Below are 18,517 nucleotides of genomic sequence, written 5' to 3' on the forward strand. Positions count from 1 at the left end.
CAATAATGAACAGGATTTTCTCAGCCCTCGGTATCTCGCTATGGATAGCGTTGTTGTCGCCGATGGTTCAAGCGGCCAACCTCAAAGCGCTGGATGTCGCCGCGCTGCCAGGTGATCGTGTCGAGTTGAAGTTATCTTTCGATAGCCCGCCCCCGCAGCCCCACGGTTACACGACCGAGTCGCCGGCACGCATTGCGCTGGATCTGCCGGGCGTTGTCAGTCAGCTTAAAAGCAAAAATCGTGAACTGGGCGGCGGAAATGCCCGTAGCGCCACAGTGGTGGAAGCCAAGGACCGGACGCGGCTGATCATCAATTTGACTCAATTAACCCCGTACAGCGCACGGGTCGAAGGCAACAATCTGATTGTGGTGGTTGGGCAAGGCGCCAATAGCAAGGCGTCCCGGCCGGCGCCCAGCGCACCCCGCGCCGCGACTGCAACGCCAGCCCCGACGAAAGCTTACGCCCCCGTGGGAAAGACCATCCGCGGTGTGGACTTCCAGCGCGGCACTCAGGGTGAAGGCAACGTGGTGATTGATCTGTCGGATCCGTCCATCGCTCCTGACATCCAGGAGCGCGACGGCAAGATCATCCTCGGTTTCGCCAGAACCCAATTGCCAGAGCCATTGCGTGTGCGCCTGGACGTCAAGGATTTCGCCACCCCGGTGCAGTTCGTCAATGCCAGCGCCACCGGCGACCGGGCGACGATCAGCATCGAGCCCAGCGGCGCTTTCGATTATTCGACTTACCAGACCGACAACAAGCTGACGGTCAGCATCCGGCCGATGACCGTCGACGACCTGCAAAAGCGCAACGCTGAGCGTTTTGCCTATACCGGTGAAAAGCTCTCGCTGAATTTCCAGGACATCGATGTGCGTTCGGTGCTGCAACTGATCGCCGATTTCACCAACCTCAATCTGGTGGCCAGCGACACGGTGCAGGGCGGTATCACCTTGCGTTTGCAGAATGTGCCGTGGGACCAGGCGCTGGACCTGGTGCTGAAAACCAAAGGCCTGGACAAGCGCAAGATCGGCAACGTCCTGCTTGTGGCGCCGGCTGATGAAATTGCGGCTCGCGAGCGTCAGGAACTGGAATCGCAAAAGCAGATCTCCGAACTCGCGCCCCTGCGTCGAGAGCTGTTGCAGGTCAACTACGCCAAGGCTGCCGACATCGCCAAACTGTTCACCTCGGTAACCAGTGCCGAAGCGAAAATCGACGAGCGGGGGTCGATCACGGTCGATGAGCGCACCAACAACATCATTGCTTACCAGACCCAGGACCGGCTGGACGAACTTCGTCGAATCGTCGCGCAGCTGGATATCCCGGTGCGCCAGGTGATGATCGAGGCGCGAATCGTCGAGGCCAACGTCGACTACGACAAAAGCCTCGGCGTGCGCTGGGGTGGTTCGGTGCAGAAGGGCAACTGGAACACGTCTGGGGTCAACGGCTCTTCGACCACCATTGGTACGCCGGGCAGCACCAGTACCAATTCGCCGTTCGTCGACCTGGGGACCTCTGCCAATACTTCGGGGATCGGCATCGCTTTCATTACCGACAATGTGCTGCTGGACCTTGAGCTTTCGGCCATGGAGAAAACCGGCAACGGGGAAATCGTTTCGCAGCCCAAGGTGGTCACGTCCGACAAGGAGACCGCGAAAATCCTCAAGGGCACCGAGATTCCCTATCAGGAGGCCAGCTCCAGCGGTGCCACGTCGGTGTCGTTCAAAGAGGCGTCGCTGTCCCTTGAGGTCACGCCACAGATCACCCCGGACAACCGCATCATCATGGAGGTCAAGGTCACCAAGGACGAACCGGACTATCTGAACAAGGTCCAGGATGTGCCGCCGATCAAGAAAAACGAGGTCAATGCCAAGGTCCTGGTCAATGATGGCGAGACCATCGTCATTGGCGGGGTTTTCTCAAATACTCAGAGCAAGGTTGTAGATAAGGTGCCATTTCTCGGTGATGTGCCGTATCTTGGCCGCCTTTTCCGGCGTGACGTGGTTTCGGAGAAAAAATCCGAGCTGCTGGTATTTCTCACTCCGCGTATCATGAATAACCAGGCGATTGCTGTGAGTCATTGATTCTGTGCGAAATTTGATTCTTGTTGGACCGATGGGGGCTGGAAAAAGCACCATCGGCCGGTTGCTGGCCAAAGAGCTGCGCCTGCCGTTCAAAGATTCCGATAAGGAAATTGAATTGCGCACGGGCGCCAATATCCCGTGGATTTTCGATAAAGAAGGCGAGCCGGGCTTTCGTGACCGTGAGCAGGCGATGATCGCCGAGCTGTGCGGCTGCGACGGCGTGGTGCTGGCGACCGGTGGGGGCGCGGTGATGCGCGAAGCCAATCGTCGGGCGTTGCACGCCGGCGGTCGGGTGGTCTATCTGCATGCCTCAGTCGAGCAGCAGGTCGGCCGCACGTCTCGCGATCGTAATCGTCCGTTGTTGCGCACCGCCGATCCGGCCAAGACCCTGCGGGATCTGCTGGCGATCCGCGATCCGCTGTATCGGGAAATCGCCGACCTGGTGGTTGAAACCGATGAGCGGCCACCACGAATGGTGGTGCTCGATATTCTCGAACGCTTGCAGCAACTACCTCCCCGTTAAAGCGAGGCGCGAAATGCGCTATCCTCGGCGTCCTGTCACCACCGCTCAAGGTTGTGGCGGATGGCTACCGAACGGCGTCACACCAGCAGACGCCGTGGACATTCGTTAACTCATGGCAGGACGCCTGATTCCATCTTCACTGTGGGGACACATGCAGACACTCAAGGTCGATCTAGGCGAGCGCAGCTACCCGATTCATATTGGCGAAGGTTTGTTGGATCAGCCTGAGCTGCTGGCCCCGCACATCCGCGGACGGCAAGTGGCGATCATCTCCAACGAGACCGTTGCGCCGCTCTATCTCGAACGTCTGACCCGTAGCCTCGCGCAGTTCTCGGTGATTTCCGTGGTGCTGCCCGACGGCGAAGCTTTCAAAACCTGGGAAACCCTGCAGCTGATTTTCGACGGCCTGCTGACCGCACGCCATGACCGCCGCACCACAGTAATCGCCCTCGGCGGCGGTGTGATTGGTGACATGGCCGGTTTTGCGGCGGCCTGCTACCAGCGTGGTGTCGATTTCATCCAGGTCCCGACCACGTTGCTGTCGCAAGTCGACTCCTCGGTGGGCGGCAAGACAGGAATCAACCATCCGCTGGGCAAGAATATGGTCGGCGCCTTCTATCAGCCAAACGTGGTGCTGATCGATACCGCGACCCTCAATACCCTGCCGGCCCGGGAACTCTCTGCCGGGCTGGCGGAAGTCATCAAGTACGGGCTGATCTGCGACGAGCCGTTCCTGACCTGGCTCGAAGAAAACGTTGATCGCCTGCGTGCCCTGGATCAGGTCGCCCTGACGTACGCCATCGAGCGTTCCTGCGCCGCCAAGGCTGAGGTGGTCGGCGCCGACGAGAAGGAAACCGGTGTTCGTGCCACGTTGAACCTGGGCCACACCTTCGGACACGCTATCGAAACCCATATGGGCTATGGTGTCTGGCTTCACGGTGAAGCCGTCGCTGCTGGCACCGTAATGGCTTTGGAAATGTCCGCGCGACTGGGCTGGATCAGCGAGCAAGAGCGCGATCGCGGCATTCGCCTGTTTCAGCGTGCCGGCCTGCCGGTCATCCCGCCTGACGAGATGACCGAAGCCGATTTTCTCGAACACATGGCAATTGACAAGAAAGTGATTGACGGTCGTTTACGCCTGGTGCTGCTGCGCCACATGGGCGAAGCGGTGGTGACCGACGATTATCCGAAAGAAGTTTTACAGGCCACGCTGGGAGCGGATTACCGCGCCCTGGCTCAGCTTAAAGGTTAATAAGATCCCGATGACTAGTTTGCATGCCGACGAGGCTTTCCTCGGCCATTACCAGTTGAGTCATGACCCGTTTGCTCCACGGGTGCCTGGCTTCAAATTCTTCCCGGCCCAGCGCAAACCGGTGCTGGGGCAACTGCATCACCTGGCACGCTATAGCCAGTTGCTGCTGGTGGTCACGGGCCCGCAAGGCAGTGGCAAGACCCTGTTGCGCCAGGCCCTGGTGGCCAGCACCAACAAGCAATCAGTGCAAAGCGTGGTGGTTTCCGCCCGTGGCGCCGGCGATGCGGCCGGCGTGCTGCGTCAGGTGGCTCAGGCGCTGAACGTCGCCCAGGCGGAGGTCAACGCGATTCTGTCGCAGGTCGTGCAACTGGCGCTGACCGGGCAGGAAGTCTATTTGCTGGTGGATGACGCCGAGCAGCTCGACGAATCCGCGCTGGAGGCCTTGCTGGCCCTGGCCGCCGGTGCGCCGGAAGGTCGTCCGCATGTGTTCCTGTTCGGTGAGTCCTCGCTGATTGCTCAACTCGACGCGCTGAGCCTCGAGGAAGAGCGTTTCCACGTCATCGAGTTGCAGCCTTACACCGAAGAAGAAACCCGCGAATATCTGGACCAGCGGCTCGAAGGCGCCGGCCGGGGTATCGAACTTTTTACCGCAGATCAGATCTCTGATATTCACGAAAGCTCCGACGGCTGGCCTGGCACCATCAACCAGGTTGCCCGCGATGCAATGATCGAAGCCATGATTGCCAGCCGCTCAGCGGTCAAGCGTCCAAGTATGGGGTTCAACATGCCGAAGAAACACGTATTGGCGATTTCCGCCGTCGTCGTGGTCGCGGTAGCCGCCGCCTGGTTGATGCCGGGTCGCAGCAAAGCACCGACCACCGGCGCGCCAGCCAACGAGCAGGCGCAATTGCCGCTCGGCCAGGGCACGCCACAACCTAACAGCGACGGTGCGCCTTCCGTCGAATTCGCCGGTAATTCGCAACCGATGCCATTGCCGCTGGTCGGCAACTCGCAACCGGTCATGCGCGGTCCGTTGGCCGAAGCGGCCGGTGGTATCACCGAAGGCGACGACGGCGTGCCGGTCGAGGGTTCCAGCGCAACACCGCCAACCGTGACCACCACTGCACCGCCTGCCGGCATCCAGCCTGGCCCTGCGCCGACACCTGCCGCTAAACCGGCTCCAGCGCCGACTCAGGTCGCGACCGCCAAGCCAGCCCCGGCTGCGCCTGCCGTGAAGCCGGCTCCGGCGCCAGCCAAGCCAGCCGCCGTGGCCACCGCCAAGCCTGCCGAGAAACCGGCCGCCGCTCCTGCGAAAGGCGCAGGCGGTACTTGGTACGCCGGTCAGCCGACCAGTAACTACGTGGTGCAGATCCTCGGCACCAGCTCCGAAGCGACTGCGCAAAACTTCGTGAAAGAGCAGGGCGGCGAGTACCGTTATTTCAAGAAAGTGCTCAACGGCAAGCCGCTTTACGTGATCACCTACGGTAACTTCGCCAACCGCGATGCAGCCCTTACCGCCATCAAGGCCTTGCCAGCGAAGGTTCAGGCTGGTAAACCTTGGCCTCGCACTGTCGCCAGCGTCCAACAGGAACTGGCAACAACTCGCTGAAGATTCGGCGGCCTTACCCAGGCCGCCTCTCCAAGCACCTCAAAATTTCTACAAGCGCATGCCGTCTCTCAAGACCGCGTGCCTTGTGGTGTCTGCGTTACAGTAGTCTTTGAGTCGTTGCGGTCAAAATTAAAAAAGTTTTGACTAGCACAGCAGATCGCTTTAAACCTTTCACAAATGCGACATGGATTTGCGACAGTTCGTCGTCAAATTTGTGAGCCTCTGTGTCGCTGTGTACAATGACCACCCTTTTGCCCCCGCTAAGCCGGCGTACGTTCGGCGCGGATCGCAAGTGGTTGAATTGAAAAGAAATTTGCCTCGAAAAGAGGCAGCCTGGTGAGAAAGTGTCTATGAAAGCAGGTCTGTACCAACCAGATGAATTCAAGGATAACTGCGGTTTCGGCCTGATTGCCCATATGCAGGGCGAGCCCAGTCATACCCTTTTGCAAACGGCCATTGAGGCCCTGACCTGCATGACCCACCGCGGTGGGATCAACGCCGACGGCAAGACCGGTGACGGTTGCGGCTTGCTGATTCAAAAGCCGGACGTGTTCCTGCGAGCCATCGCCCAGGAAACATTCGGTGTCGAACTGCCCAAGCAATATGCCGTGGGCATGGTCTTCTTCAATCAGGACCCGGTCAAAGCCGAAGCCGCTCGCGAGAACATGAACCGCGAGATCCTGGCCGCCGGCCTGCAACTCGTCGGCTGGCGCAAAGTGCCGATCGACACCAGCGTCCTCGGCCGCCTGGCCCTGGAGCGCCTGCCGCAGATCGAGCAGGTGTACATCGGCGGTGAAGGCCTGAGCGACCAGGACATGGCGATCAAGCTGTTCACCTCCCGCCGTCGCTCGTCCGTGGCCAATGCCGCCGACACCGACCACTACATCTGCAGCTTTTCGCACAAGACCATCATTTATAAAGGCCTGATGATGCCGGCGGATCTGTCCGCCTTCTATCCAGACCTCAGCGACCAGCGCCTGCAAACCTCGATTTGCGTGTTCCACCAGCGCTTCTCCACCAACACCCTGCCGAAATGGCCGCTGGCTCAACCGTTCCGCTTCCTGGCGCACAACGGCGAGATCAACACCATCACGGGCAATCGTAACTGGGCCGTGGCCCGTCGCACCAAGTTCACCAACGACCTGATGGACCTTGAAGAACTCGGCCCGCTGGTCAACCGCGTCGGTTCCGACTCCTCCAGCATGGACAACATGCTCGAGCTGATGGTCACCGGCGGCATCGACCTGTTCCGTGGCGTGCGGATGATCATTCCGCCTGCGTGGCAGAACGTAGAAACCATGGACCCGGACCTGCGTGCGTTCTACGAATACAACTCCATGCACATGGAACCGTGGGACGGCCCGGCGGGCGTGGTAATGACCGACGGTCGCTACGCGGTGTGCCTGCTCGACCGTAACGGTCTGCGCCCGGCGCGTTGGGTCACCACCAAGAACGGCTTCATCACCCTGGCCTCGGAAATCGGTGTCTGGAACTACCAGCCTGAAGACGTGATCGCCAAGGGCCGCGTCGGTCCGGGCCAGATCTTTGCCGTGGACACCGAAACCGGTCAGATCCTCGACACCGATGCGATCGACAACCGCCTGAAGTCCCGTCATCCGTACAAGCAATGGCTGCGCAAGAATGCCCTGCGCATCCAGGCGACCATGGAAGACAACGACCACGGTTCGGCTTTCTACGACGTCGATCAGCTCAAGCAGTACATGAAGATGTACCAGGTCACGTTCGAAGAGCGCGATCAGGTGCTGCGTCCGCTCGGCGAGCAAGGCTACGAAGCCGTCGGCTCGATGGGCGACGATACGCCGATGGCCGTGCTGTCCCAGCGCGTGCGCACGCCGTACGACTATTTCCGCCAGCAGTTCGCGCAGGTCACCAACCCGCCAATCGACCCGCTGCGTGAAGCCATCGTCATGTCGCTGGAGATCTGCCTCGGTGCCGAGCGCAACATCTTCCAGGAGTCGCCGGAACACGCCTCGCGCGTAATCCTCAGCTCGCCGGTCATTTCCCCGGCCAAGTGGCGCTCGCTGATGAACCTCGATCGCCCGGGCTTCGAGCGCGCGATCATCGACCTCAACTACGACGAAAGCGTCGGCCTCGAAGCGGCCATCCGCAACGTTGCCGATCAGGCCGAAGAAGCCGTGCGCTCCGGCCGCACCCAGGTCGTGTTGAGTGACCGTCACATTGCCCCGGGCAAGTTGCCGATCCACGCCTCCCTGGCCACCGGCGCGGTACACCACCGCCTGACCGAAAAAGGCCTGCGCTGCGACTCCAACATCCTCGTGGAAACCGCCACCGCTCGCGACCCGCATCACTTTGCGGTGTTGATCGGTTTCGGCGCCTCGGCGGTCTATCCGTTCCTGGCCTACGAAGTGCTGGGCGACCTGATCCGCACCGGTGAAGTCTTGGGCGACCTCTATGAGGTGTTCAAGAACTACCGCAAAGGCATCACCAAAGGTCTGTTGAAGATCCTGTCGAAGATGGGCATCTCGACCATCACCTCGTACCGCGGTGCGCAGCTGTTCGAAGCCATCGGCCTGTCCGAAGAAGTTTGCGAGCTGAGCTTCCGTGGCGTGCCAAGCCGCATCAAGGGTGCGCGTTTCGTCGACATCGAAGCCGAGCAGAAAGCTCTGGCCGCCGAAGCCTGGAGCCCGCGCAAGCCGATCCAGCAGGGCGGTCTGCTGAAGTTCGTCCACGGTGGCGAATATCACGCGTACAACCCGGACGTGGTCAACACTCTGCAAGCCGCAGTGCAGCAGGGCGACTACAGCAAGTTCAAGGAATACACGGCGCTGGTCGACAACCGTCCGGTCTCGATGATCCGCGACTTGTTCAAGGTCAAGACCCTGGACACGCCGCTGGACATCAGCGAGATCGAACCGCTGGAATCGGTGCTCAAGCGCTTCGACTCCGCCGGCATCTCGTTGGGCGCCTTGTCGCCTGAGGCTCACGAAGCCCTGGCCGAAGCCATGAACCGCCTTGGTGCGCGTTCCAACTCCGGCGAAGGCGGCGAAGACCCGGCGCGCTACGGCACCATAAAGAGCTCGAAAATCAAGCAAGTCGCGACGGGCCGTTTCGGTGTAACCCCGGAATACCTGGTCAACGCTGAAGTGCTGCAGATCAAGGTCGCCCAAGGCGCCAAGCCCGGCGAAGGCGGTCAACTGCCAGGTGGCAAGGTCAACGGCCTGATCGCCAAGCTGCGTTACGCAGTGCCAGGCGTGACCCTGATTTCGCCGCCGCCGCACCACGACATCTATTCGATCGAAGACTTGTCGCAGCTGATTTTCGACCTGAAACAAGTCAATCCGAAGGCCCTGGTCTCGGTGAAGTTGGTGGCAGAAGCGGGCGTCGGCACCATCGCTGCCGGTGTGGCCAAGGCCTATGCGGACTTGATCACCATCTCCGGCTACGACGGCGGCACCGGTGCATCGCCGCTGACCTCGATCAAATACGCGGGCGCTCCGTGGGAACTCGGCCTGGCCGAAACCCACCAGACCCTGCGCGGCAACGACCTGCGCGGCAAAGTCCGGGTGCAGACCGACGGCGGTCTGAAAACCGGCCTCGACGTGATCAAGGCTGCGATCCTCGGCGCTGAAAGCTTCGGCTTCGGCACCGCGCCAATGATCGCCTTGGGCTGCAAATACCTGCGTATTTGCCACCTGAACAACTGCGCCACCGGCGTCGCGACTCAGAACGAGAAGCTGCGCAAGGATCACTACATCGGTACCGTCGACATGGTGGTGAATTTCTTCACTTATGTCGCCGAAGAAACCCGTGAGTGGCTGGCCAAGCTGGGCGTGCGCTCCCTCGAAGAGCTGATCGGTCGTACCGATCTGCTGGACATCCTCGAAGGCCAGACCGCCAAGCAGAACCACCTGGACCTGACCCCGTTGCTCGGTAGCGATCACATCCCGGCAGACAAGCCTCAGTTCTGCCAGGTGGACCGCAACCCGCCGTTCGACAAAGGCTTGCTGGCCGAGAAAATGGTCGACATGGCCACCTCGGCCATCAACGACATGAGTGGCGCCGATTTCGCCCTGGACATCTGCAACTGCGACCGTTCGATCGGCGCGCGGATCTCCGGTGAAATCGCGCGCAAGCACGGCAACCAAGGCATGGCGAACGCGCCGATCACCTTCCGCTTCAAAGGGACGGCCGGTCAGAGCTTCGGTGTGTGGAACGCCGGTGGCCTGAACATGTACCTGGAAGGCGACGCCAACGACTACGTCGGCAAGGGCATGACCGGCGGCAAGCTGGTCATCGTTCCGCCGAAGGGCAGCGTCTACAAGACTCAGGACAGTGCCATTATCGGCAACACCTGCCTGTACGGCGCCACGGGCGGCAAGCTGTTCGCCGCCGGCACCGCAGGCGAGCGTTTTGCCGTGCGTAACTCCGGTGCCCACACGGTTGTGGAAGGCACGGGCGATCACTGCTGCGAGTACATGACCGGTGGTTTCGTCTGCGTCCTGGGCAAGACCGGTTACAACTTCGGCTCAGGCATGACCGGCGGTTTCGCCTACGTGCTCGACCAGGACAACAGCTTCGTTGACCGGGTCAACCACGAACTGGTGGAAATCCAGCGGATCAGCGGTGAGGCGATGGAAGCCTATCGCAGCCACTTGCAACGCGTGCTGAACGAATACGTCGAGGAAACCGACAGCGAATGGGGTCGTAACCTCGCTGAAAACCTTGACGACTATCTGCGTCGTTTCTGGCTGGTCAAGCCCAAGGCTGCCAACCTGAAATCGTTGCTTTCCAGCACCCGTGCCAACCCGCAGTGATATGCGCCTGAAGAGTTTGATGAGGTTTTAACAATGGCTGAACGTCTGAATAACGACTTCCAGTTCATCGACGTCGGGCGCAAAGATCCGAAGAAGAAACTGTTGCGTCAACGCAAGAAAGAGTTCGTGGAGATCTACGAACCCTTCAAACCCCAGCATTCGGCCGATCAGGCCCACCGCTGCCTGGGTTGCGGTAACCCGTATTGCGAGTGGAAGTGCCCGGTGCACAACTTCATTCCGAACTGGCTGAAACTGGTGGCCGAGGGCAACATCCTCCAGGCCGCCGAGTTGTCGCACCAGACCAACACCCTGCCGGAAGTGTGCGGCCGGGTTTGCCCGCAGGATCGTCTGTGCGAGGGTGCTTGCACCCTCAACGACGGCTTCGGCGCGGTGACCATCGGTTCGGTCGAGAAGTACATCACCGACACCGCGTTCGCCATGGGCTGGCGTCCGGACATGTCCAAGGTCATACCGACCGGCAAGCGTGTGGCGATCATCGGTGCAGGCCCGGCCGGCCTCGGTTGTGCCGACGTGCTGGTACGCGGCGGCGTGACCCCGGTGGTGTTCGACAAGAACCCGGAAATCGGCGGTTTGCTGACCTTCGGCATCCCCGAGTTCAAGCTGGAAAAGACTGTGCTGAGCAATCGCCGCGAAGTCTTCACTGGCATGGGCATCGAATTCCGCCTGAACACCGAAGTGGGCAAGGACGTGACCGTCGAGCAACTGCTCGAAGAATACGATGCCGTGTTCATGGGCATGGGCACCTACACCTACATGAAGGGCGGCTTTGCCGGTGAGGACCTGCCGGGCGTGCATGACGCGCTGGACTTCCTGATCGCCAACGTCAACCGCAACCTGGGCTTTGAAAAGTCGCCGGAAGATTTCGTCGACATGAAAGGCAAGAAGGTCGTGGTGCTGGGCGGCGGCGACACGGCGATGGACTGCAACCGTACCTCGATTCGCCAGGGCGCCAAGTCGGTGACCTGCGCCTATCGTCGTGACGAAGCGAACATGCCGGGCTCGCGTAAAGAGGTGAAGAACGCCAAGGAAGAAGGCGTGAAATTCCTCTACAACCGCCAGCCGATCGCCATCGTGGGTGAAGACAAGGTCGAAGGCGTGAAAGTGGTCGAGACCCGTCTCGGCGAGCCTGACGCCCGTGGCCGTCGCAGCCCCGAGCCGATCCCGGGCTCCGAAGAGATCATCCCGGCTGACGCCGTGGTCATCGCATTCGGTTTCCGCCCAAGCCCGGCGTCGTGGTTTGAGCAGCACAGCATCCAGACCGACAGCCAGGGCCGCGTCGTGGCACCGGAACAAGGTCAGTACAAGCACCAGACCAGCAACCCGAAAATCTTCGCCGGTGGCGACATGGTTCGCGGGTCTGACCTGGTGGTGACGGCGATCTTCGAAGGGCGTAATGCCGCTGAAGGGATCCTGGATTACCTGGGCGTCTAACCCCCGATCCAGACCTGACATGCAGTAACCCTGTGGGAGCTGGCCTGCCAGCGATTGCATCACCTCGGACTGACTGACCACCGAGGTGTCCGCATCGCTGGCAGGCCAGCTCCCACATTGGTTTCCGGGTGTTGCTGAAATCTGCGTGTTTATTGCGACAAATTGACCCGATAGACAAAAGGCTGACCTGCAACCGTGCCTTTTGCGTCGCGCTCTGAGAAAATGCCCGCACTTTTTTTCCGGATGCCGACATGACTGCCCTGAAGAACGACCGTTTCCTTCGTGCCCTGCTCAAGCAACCCGTAGACGTCACCCCCGTGTGGATGATGCGTCAGGCCGGTCGCTACCTGCCGGAATACCGCGCCAGCCGTGCCAAGGCCGGTGACTTCATGAGCCTGTGCATGAACCCGGAGTTCGCTTGCGAAGTCACGATGCAGCCGCTCGACCGCTATCCGCAACTGGACGCGGCGATCCTGTTCTCCGACATCCTGACCATCCCGGACGCTATGGGCCAGGGCCTGTACTTCGAAACCGGTGAAGGTCCACGCTTCAAGAAAGTCGTCAGCACCCTGGCCGACATCGAAGCCCTGCCGATTCCTGATCCGCACAAAGACCTCGGCTACGTCATGGATGCGGTCAGCACCATCCGCCGTGAACTGAATGGCCGCGTGCCGCTGATCGGCTTCTCCGGCAGCCCATGGACCCTGGCCACCTACATGGTCGAAGGCGGCTCGTCGAAAGACTTCCGCAAGACCAAGGCCATGCTCTACGACAACCCGCAAGCCATGCACCTGCTGCTGGACAAGCTCGCACAGTCGGTCACCAGCTACCTCAACGGCCAGATCATGGCTGGCGCGCAAGCGGTGCAGATCTTCGACACCTGGGGCGGCAACCTCTCGGCGGCGGCGTACCAGGAATTCTCCCTGGCCTACATGCGCAAAATCGTCAGCGGCCTGATCCGCGAACACGAAGGCCGCAAAGTACCGGTCATCCTGTTCACCAAGAACGGCGGCCTGTGGCTGGAAAGCATCGCCGATGCCGGTGCTGACGCCTTGGGCCTGGACTGGACCTGCGACATCGGCGAAGCCCGCCAGCGTGTCGGCAACAAAGTTGCCCTGCAAGGCAACATGGACCCGACCGTGCTGTACGCCAAGCCAGAAGCCATTCGCACCGAAGTTGGCCGCATCCTCGCCAGCTATGGCAAGGGCAGTGGTCACGTGTTCAACCTCGGCCATGGCATCACCCCGGAAGTTGATCCGGAACATGCGGGTGCGTTCATGCGCGCGGTGCATGAGCTGTCGGCGCAATATCACGAGTGATCGTCGGCCAATAAAAAACGCCCGGCATATGCCGGGCGTTTTTGTGTGAGATATCAGATCGGTACACGGTCAATGTGGGAGCGGGCTTGCCCGCGATAGCAGTAGTTGATCCAGCACATCTGTTGTATGTGATGACGCCATCGCGGGCAAGCCCGCTCCCACAGGGATTTGCATCAGGCTTTTAAATCGCCTAATGGTGGCAACTTCGCCAGCTTCAACGCCACCAACAGCGCAATCACCAGCAGCGCACCAATAAACAACCCGATCCCGTTCCACCCGCCCAGGTGCCAGAACACTCCGCCCGCCGTCCCCGCAATACTCGACCCGGCGTAATAGCTGAACAGGTACAACGACGACGCCTGTCCCTTGGCCTTGACCGCCCGACGCCCGATCCAGCTACTCGCCACCGAGTGCGCGCCAAAGAAGCCGAAGGTGAAGATCAGCATGCCGATAATCACCACCGGCAGCGGCGTGAACATCGTCAGTGCTAGACCGGCGAGCATCAGCACAATCGTCGCCCAAAGCACTTTGCGCCGGCCCAGCTGGTCAGCCAGCGAACCGATTTTCGCCGAGCTGTAGATGCCAGACAGGTACACCACCGACAGCAGCCCAACGAACACCTGGTCCATGTGATACGGCGCGGCCAGCAAGCGATAACCGATGTAGTTGAACAGCGTGACGAACGCGCCCATCAGCACAAAAGCCTCAAGGAACAGCAACGGCAACCCGGCGTCGCGAAAATGCATGGTGAAGCCATCGACCAGACTGCGCGGGTGCAGCGAGCGAGCGCGGAAGTTGCGTGATTCGGGGAGGATTTTCCAGAACACCGTCGCCGCGATCAGCGCCAGACCGCCGATCACCAGCATCGCCGTGTGCCAGCTGACAAAGTCGATCAATACGCCGGTGATCAAGCGGCCACTCATTCCGCCAATCGCATTACCAGCGATGTACAACCCCATCGCGAGGCCGATGTGCTGTGGGTGGATCTCTTCGCTCAGGTAGGTCATGGCGACCGCCGCCAGGCCGCTCAACGACAACCCGATCAACGCACGCATCACCAGCACGCCTTGCCAGCTCGGCATCATCGCGCTGGCCATGGTGCACAACGCCGCGGCGAACAGCGCCGCGACCATCACCGGTTTGCGTCCGACACGGTCGGAGATCGGGCCGGTGATCAACAAGCCAATGGCTAGCATGCCAGTGGCCACCGACAGGATCAGGCTGCTTTGCGCCGCGTTGATCGAATACTCGTGGGACAGCAGCGGCATCATCGGCTGTACGCAGTAGAGCAGGGCGAAGGTCGCGAAGCCGCCGGAGAACAGCGCCAACACCGTGCGCATGAACATCGGTGTGCCTTTCTCGATGTAGATCTCTTTCAATTCGGCGACAACATCGTCCACCGCATCGGGCGGGACTTCATGGGCAAGGGGGGCGACAGCAGTTTTCACTTCGGACCTCGGAGGGCGCAGCCGGTCAGGCAATGAAAAAAGCATATAGCTGCCTAATGATTCAATCCAATATATTGTTCGACCTGTTTGATAGGTTTAACGACCTAATGGAGTTTTCATGGAATTGCGTCACCTGCGCTACTTCATCGCCGTCGCCGAAGAACTGCACTTCGGCCGCGCCGCTCAGGCATTGGGCATCTCGCAACCGCCCCTGAGCCAGCAGATTCAGGCATTGGAACAAGAGGTGGGTGCCCGACTGTTTGAGCGAACCAATCGTCGGGTCGAGCTCAGCGAGGCCGGTCGACTGTTTCTGGAAGAAGCGCGGTTGGTGCTGGCCCAGGTCGACAAAGCGGCCGATGTGGCACGGCGTGCGCAGCTCGGCGAGTTGGGCGAACTGAAGATCGGCTTCACCTCGTCGGCGCCGTTCAACTCGACCATTCCTCAGGCGATTTTTTCGTTTCGCCAGCGTTTCCCCGCGGTGCATTTGAATCTGCGGGAGATGAGCAGCACCCAAGTGGCCGATGCGCTGGTGGATGAGTCGATCGAAGTCGGCATCATGCGACCCCTCGGGTTGCCGGATTCCCTCAGCGTTGTGGAGCTGATGCGAGAGCCGCTGGTGGCGGTACTCAGCTCCAAGCATCCGCTGGTCAACGGCAGTGAAGAAGGGTTGTTCCTCTCGGCATTGGCCCTCGAACCGTTTGTATTTTTCCCACGCAGTTACGGCAGTGGTCTGTACGCACAGTTGCTCAGCCTGGCCCGCGATGCCGGTTTCAGCCCGCACTTCGCGCAAGAGGCGGGGGAGGCGATGACCATTATCGGGTTGGTGGCGGCGGGGCTGGGTGTGTCGGTGCTGCCGGCGTCTTATCAGCGGATGCGCATCGACGGCGTGGTGTATCGGCCGTTGCTCGATCCGGAAGCGGTGTCGGCGGTGTGGCTGGTGCAGCGCAAGGATCAGAAATCGCCGATGGCCAAGGCGTTTGTGGAGTTGTTGACGCGCAAGCTGACGCCTTAGGGACTCAAGGTTTTTATAGATGCGCCCCTTGGTCTTTTTTCTGATCGGCCGATAACCGCTATTGGAATCATCACAAACTATGGAGATACACGATGTTCAAGCAGTTAACGTTTACCGCTCTTCTGGCCATGATGGCGCTGACTGGCGGTTGTGCTTCGGTAAAAATGGCTGATGAAACCCAGGACGCTCAGGCCAAGACGTTCCAGGTAAGCCCGGACAAAGCCAACATCTATGTTTATCGCAACGAGAGCATGGGCGCAGGCGTGAAAATGCCAGTCACGCTCAACGGCAAACCGGTAGGCCAGACCGTCGCCAAGTCCTACCTGATGTTGGCCGTCCCGGCGGGTCAACAGACCCTCGTGTCCTCGGCGGAAAACGATTCTGAACTGAAACTCACCGCAGAAGCCGGCAAGAACTACTTTGTCTGGCAGGAAGTGAAAGTGGGCTTCATCAAGGCGCGCAACAACCTGCAAGTTGTCGACGACAAGACAGGCCGCGCAGGCGTTACTGAAAGCAAGTTGATTCAAGCTCAGTAAGCGTGTCGACAGCCCTCGCGCAGAGTGTGGGGGTTGTTCCGTTCATTGAGAGCCGCGCATTCGAGAGGTGGTGGCGCCCTGAAATCACTGCGGCCTTATGACCACCCATTTTTTTATAACGGGATCTATTGGCTGTTCCGCTTCAATTTCTGCCGGGGTTTGACTGAACGCCATGCCGTTTCCGCAAGCCGCAGTGAACATATCCCCATTGAAACTGTAGAACTCGACATTCGTTACGGTCTCGCACGCATCGCTCGCCACTATTTTTCTTGCGAGTTTGACCCGAGACGACTGATAGGTGTCATACCAGTCCTTGAAATAGGCTTTGGATCGGGTAGCTGATGCACCGGGACTCAAGATATCGCTGGCAACCCTGGCATCGTAGGGTCTCGCTGCGAAGCTCGTATAAGGTTGGATATCCTGCGGGCTAACAGGATAGACACGCGCATTCCCCTTTTGTATGTCGAGTTTAACCACCATCAACTGCGCTTCTTCTGGATAAACCTTATAAACGACGTCCAAAAGACTAAGGGATGGGCTAGGGCTTTTTTCACCTGCGTAAATGAACTTCTCGTCCTTTTTCAGATTGAAGCGCCGGATCATCGTGTTGATTTTGTCGAGCCGCTTGCGTTCCTCCAAGCTGCTTTCCGCAACCGCCACAGGCTTCAGACTCTTCAATTGCTCGGGTATCGGCAATACCTGGACTTGAACATCCGCCTGCGCGCTACAGACGGCCGCTGCCAAGACCAAGGGAATAATGGGTTTCAACATGCATCCTGCTCCTTGTAGAGAAATCTTCCGGGTTTTGCTGTGTTCTATGTCGAAGGGGTTCGCTCCCGCTGAGTGCGCAGCACGCACACAATCGGCCGTGATTGCCCGGAGCATTGACCGTAGCGCGACGCTTGAATTCTGGCTGTGAGACGTTTCCGAAATTGGGTACTCAACTTTCCTGTATTTAGTTCTTTGCCAAGATGTCTGTGGTTTTTATATCCCGGCGACCTCCCTTGCACACCACGCCACTTGTTTTCAGTGTGTGTGATCCCTGATCCAGTCAGCATGATGTAGCTCGAAAAAGAGCTCTCCCTCCTGCCGCATCCCTATAGCGACGATTTTCACATCTAGATGCGCTTGCTCTCGGGACTACATGAACTTGCGTCGTTGCCCACGCTTGCGTGAGAACTCACCGACTTGTGCGCATTGGAGGTCGCCGATAGTTTAAGTCAGTGCCTGTGAACCGAGATTCGGGATGCGAGGTTTACCGCGAAACGCCGGCAGGGATGAAAGCTATGACCGAACAATTCACTCGCTGGGACTCCGCCGACTACCTAAGGTCAGAAGAGGACATGGATGAATATCTAGACGTTTGCACGGAAACAGCGGGAAGTGATTCGGGATTTATCGCTAAAGCGCTGGGTGTGATTGCGCGTGCTCGCAGCAAGGATAGATTCTTGAACGATGCCATCGGTGTTCCCGACTGGGGCTTGTGAGACTCTGAGGATCCTGGGCAACCAGCCATCGCAGAGCCAGGCAGGTATGAGGCGATGACAAGCCAGCCTGTTTGCAAAAAAAGGGCGCCTGAAAAGGCGCCCTTTGTTGTGTCTGGTGTTACTGAACCTTCGCCAAATCCCCTTTCAGCGCAACACCGGCCATGATCGCTCCGGCGTGGCATTCATAGGTCTTGGCATCTTTGCGCTCATTGCTCTTGTAGAAGCTGACAATGTTGGTCACTGCGTTAGCGCCAGCGCCCTTGGCTGCTTGGAACAGGCTGATGATTGCCGATTGCGCGACCCATTCGCAGGCCACTTCGTCAGACTTGTTGAAGGCGTTGGTTTTCTTGTTGGTCACGGCCCCCGCGCTGAGGACGGTGACGTTGCCCGTCGGTGTATTGCCGGCCAGGTAGAACTTCACGCTGCCATCGATTTTGCCGGCGCGGGTGGCTTCGGCGACGGCTTTGTCGAAGGGCAGGTACACGGGAGTGTCGCGAGCCTGGCTGACAGCCGGGAGGGCGCAGATCAGCAGGGTGGTGGCGGCAGCGAGTTTCTTGAAGTGCATGGAGGTCTCCTTGACCCGGATTAGTTCGGTTACGACCAGCGACGGAAAATCAACGAGGCGTTGACGCCGCCAAAAGCGAAATGGTTGTTCATCACGTGTTTGGTGCGCAGTTTGCCCGAACGCGTCAGCGCAGGTCGACCTCAATGAGGTCGACCTTCTTTTTTACGCCGAGAGCTGCATCTGTAATCGCCGTCCGACGACATCCAGCAAGTCGCAACCATCGCGCAATGACGTGACTAATACGCGTGCCAACTCACTGTAAACCCCCTCGCTAAAGGCGAGACTCTCCTGCAGTTGAGTTGCCGTGCGGATCCGGTAGGCCGCCGTTTCATGCAACACGTCCAGCGGTGCTTCGGTGTCGATCAGCAGCGATGCGATGGTGCTATCGGTGCCGGTGATAGGCATATATCGATCCATGACAAACCTCCACTCGGTAA

General features: G+C 59.6%; 14 protein-coding genes. 10 read left to right on the top strand and 4 right to left on the bottom strand.

What is annotated here, in order from left to right; translation table 11 throughout:
• The first annotated feature begins 5 nt into the window (after positions 1–5).
• The 7 genes from ACA053_RS01960 (at position 6) to hemE (ending at position 13,032) form a co-directional block, all read left to right on the top strand.
• Positions 6–2,081 carry a type IV pilus secretin PilQ gene (locus tag ACA053_RS01960; RefSeq protein WP_497394423.1) on the top strand — a complete coding sequence of 692 codons (2,076 nt, stop codon included), beginning with the start codon at positions 6–8 and terminating at the stop codon, positions 2,079–2,081.
• A gap of 4 nt (positions 2,082–2,085) precedes the next feature.
• A complete protein-coding gene (gene aroK / locus ACA053_RS01965) occupies positions 2,086–2,604 on the top strand; it encodes a shikimate kinase AroK (RefSeq protein ID WP_010464421.1) in 519 nt (172 codons plus the stop codon).
• 151 nt (positions 2,605–2,755) lie between these two features.
• Positions 2,756–3,856 (top strand): 3-dehydroquinate synthase, encoded by a 1,101-nt coding sequence (gene aroB / locus ACA053_RS01970; protein ID WP_497394424.1) that lies wholly within the window; start codon positions 2,756–2,758, stop codon positions 3,854–3,856.
• A gap of 10 nt (positions 3,857–3,866) precedes the next feature.
• The gene (locus tag ACA053_RS01975; RefSeq protein WP_109627578.1) at positions 3,867–5,465 is read left to right on the top strand and encodes an AAA family ATPase; all 1,599 of its coding nucleotides are present in this window, start codon (positions 3,867–3,869) and stop codon (positions 5,463–5,465) included.
• 350 nt (positions 5,466–5,815) lie between these two features.
• Positions 5,816–10,261: a glutamate synthase large subunit gene (gene gltB, locus ACA053_RS01980; protein WP_109627580.1), complete on the top strand. Its 4,446-nt coding sequence runs from the start codon at positions 5,816–5,818 to the stop codon at positions 10,259–10,261.
• 33 nt (positions 10,262–10,294) lie between these two features.
• Positions 10,295–11,713, top strand: a complete 1,419-nt coding sequence (locus ACA053_RS01985; protein ID WP_109627581.1) for an FAD-dependent oxidoreductase — start codon at positions 10,295–10,297, stop codon at positions 11,711–11,713.
• Between the two features lie 251 nt (positions 11,714–11,964).
• The gene (gene hemE, locus ACA053_RS01990) at positions 11,965–13,032 is read left to right on the top strand and encodes a uroporphyrinogen decarboxylase (protein ID WP_109627584.1); all 1,068 of its coding nucleotides are present in this window, start codon (positions 11,965–11,967) and stop codon (positions 13,030–13,032) included.
• A gap of 173 nt (positions 13,033–13,205) precedes the next feature.
• Here the strand turns inward: hemE and ACA053_RS01995 are convergent, their stop codons facing one another.
• Positions 13,206–14,432, bottom strand: a complete 1,227-nt coding sequence (locus tag ACA053_RS01995) for an MFS transporter (RefSeq protein ID WP_497318163.1) — start codon at positions 14,430–14,432, stop codon at positions 13,206–13,208.
• A gap of 166 nt (positions 14,433–14,598) precedes the next feature.
• Between ACA053_RS01995 and ACA053_RS02000 the strand changes: the two genes are divergently transcribed.
• Together ACA053_RS02000 and ACA053_RS02005 are read left to right on the top strand one after the other, a co-directional pair.
• Positions 14,599–15,492 carry a LysR family transcriptional regulator gene (locus tag ACA053_RS02000; protein ID WP_497394425.1) on the top strand — a complete coding sequence of 298 codons (894 nt, stop codon included), beginning with the start codon at positions 14,599–14,601 and terminating at the stop codon, positions 15,490–15,492.
• Positions 15,493–15,584: 92 nt separating this feature from the next.
• Positions 15,585–16,028, top strand: a complete 444-nt coding sequence (locus ACA053_RS02005) for a DUF2846 domain-containing protein (RefSeq protein ID WP_109627589.1) — start codon at positions 15,585–15,587, stop codon at positions 16,026–16,028.
• Positions 16,029–16,112: 84 nt separating this feature from the next.
• Here the strand turns inward: ACA053_RS02005 and ACA053_RS02010 are convergent, their stop codons facing one another.
• Positions 16,113–16,799 carry a hypothetical protein gene (locus ACA053_RS02010; RefSeq protein WP_497394426.1) on the bottom strand — a complete coding sequence of 229 codons (687 nt, stop codon included), beginning with the start codon at positions 16,797–16,799 and terminating at the stop codon, positions 16,113–16,115.
• 515 nt (positions 16,800–17,314) lie between these two features.
• Between ACA053_RS02010 and ACA053_RS02015 the strand changes: the two genes are divergently transcribed.
• Positions 17,315–17,515 carry a helix-turn-helix domain-containing protein gene (locus ACA053_RS02015; protein ID WP_109627592.1) on the top strand — a complete coding sequence of 67 codons (201 nt, stop codon included), beginning with the start codon at positions 17,315–17,317 and terminating at the stop codon, positions 17,513–17,515.
• A 118-nt stretch (positions 17,516–17,633) separates the two neighbouring features.
• Here the strand turns inward: ACA053_RS02015 and ACA053_RS02020 are convergent, their stop codons facing one another.
• Together ACA053_RS02020 and ACA053_RS02025 are read right to left on the bottom strand one after the other, a co-directional pair.
• Positions 17,634–18,080 carry an excinuclease gene (locus ACA053_RS02020; RefSeq protein WP_109627594.1) on the bottom strand — a complete coding sequence of 149 codons (447 nt, stop codon included), beginning with the start codon at positions 18,078–18,080 and terminating at the stop codon, positions 17,634–17,636.
• Between the two features lie 162 nt (positions 18,081–18,242).
• Entirely contained in the window at positions 18,243–18,497 is a 255-nt protein-coding gene (locus tag ACA053_RS02025) for a hypothetical protein (RefSeq protein ID WP_497394427.1), read from the bottom strand.
• Positions 18,498–18,517 lie beyond the last annotated feature (20 nt).

It is taken from the genome of Pseudomonas sp. LBUM1672 (assembly GCF_059695655.1).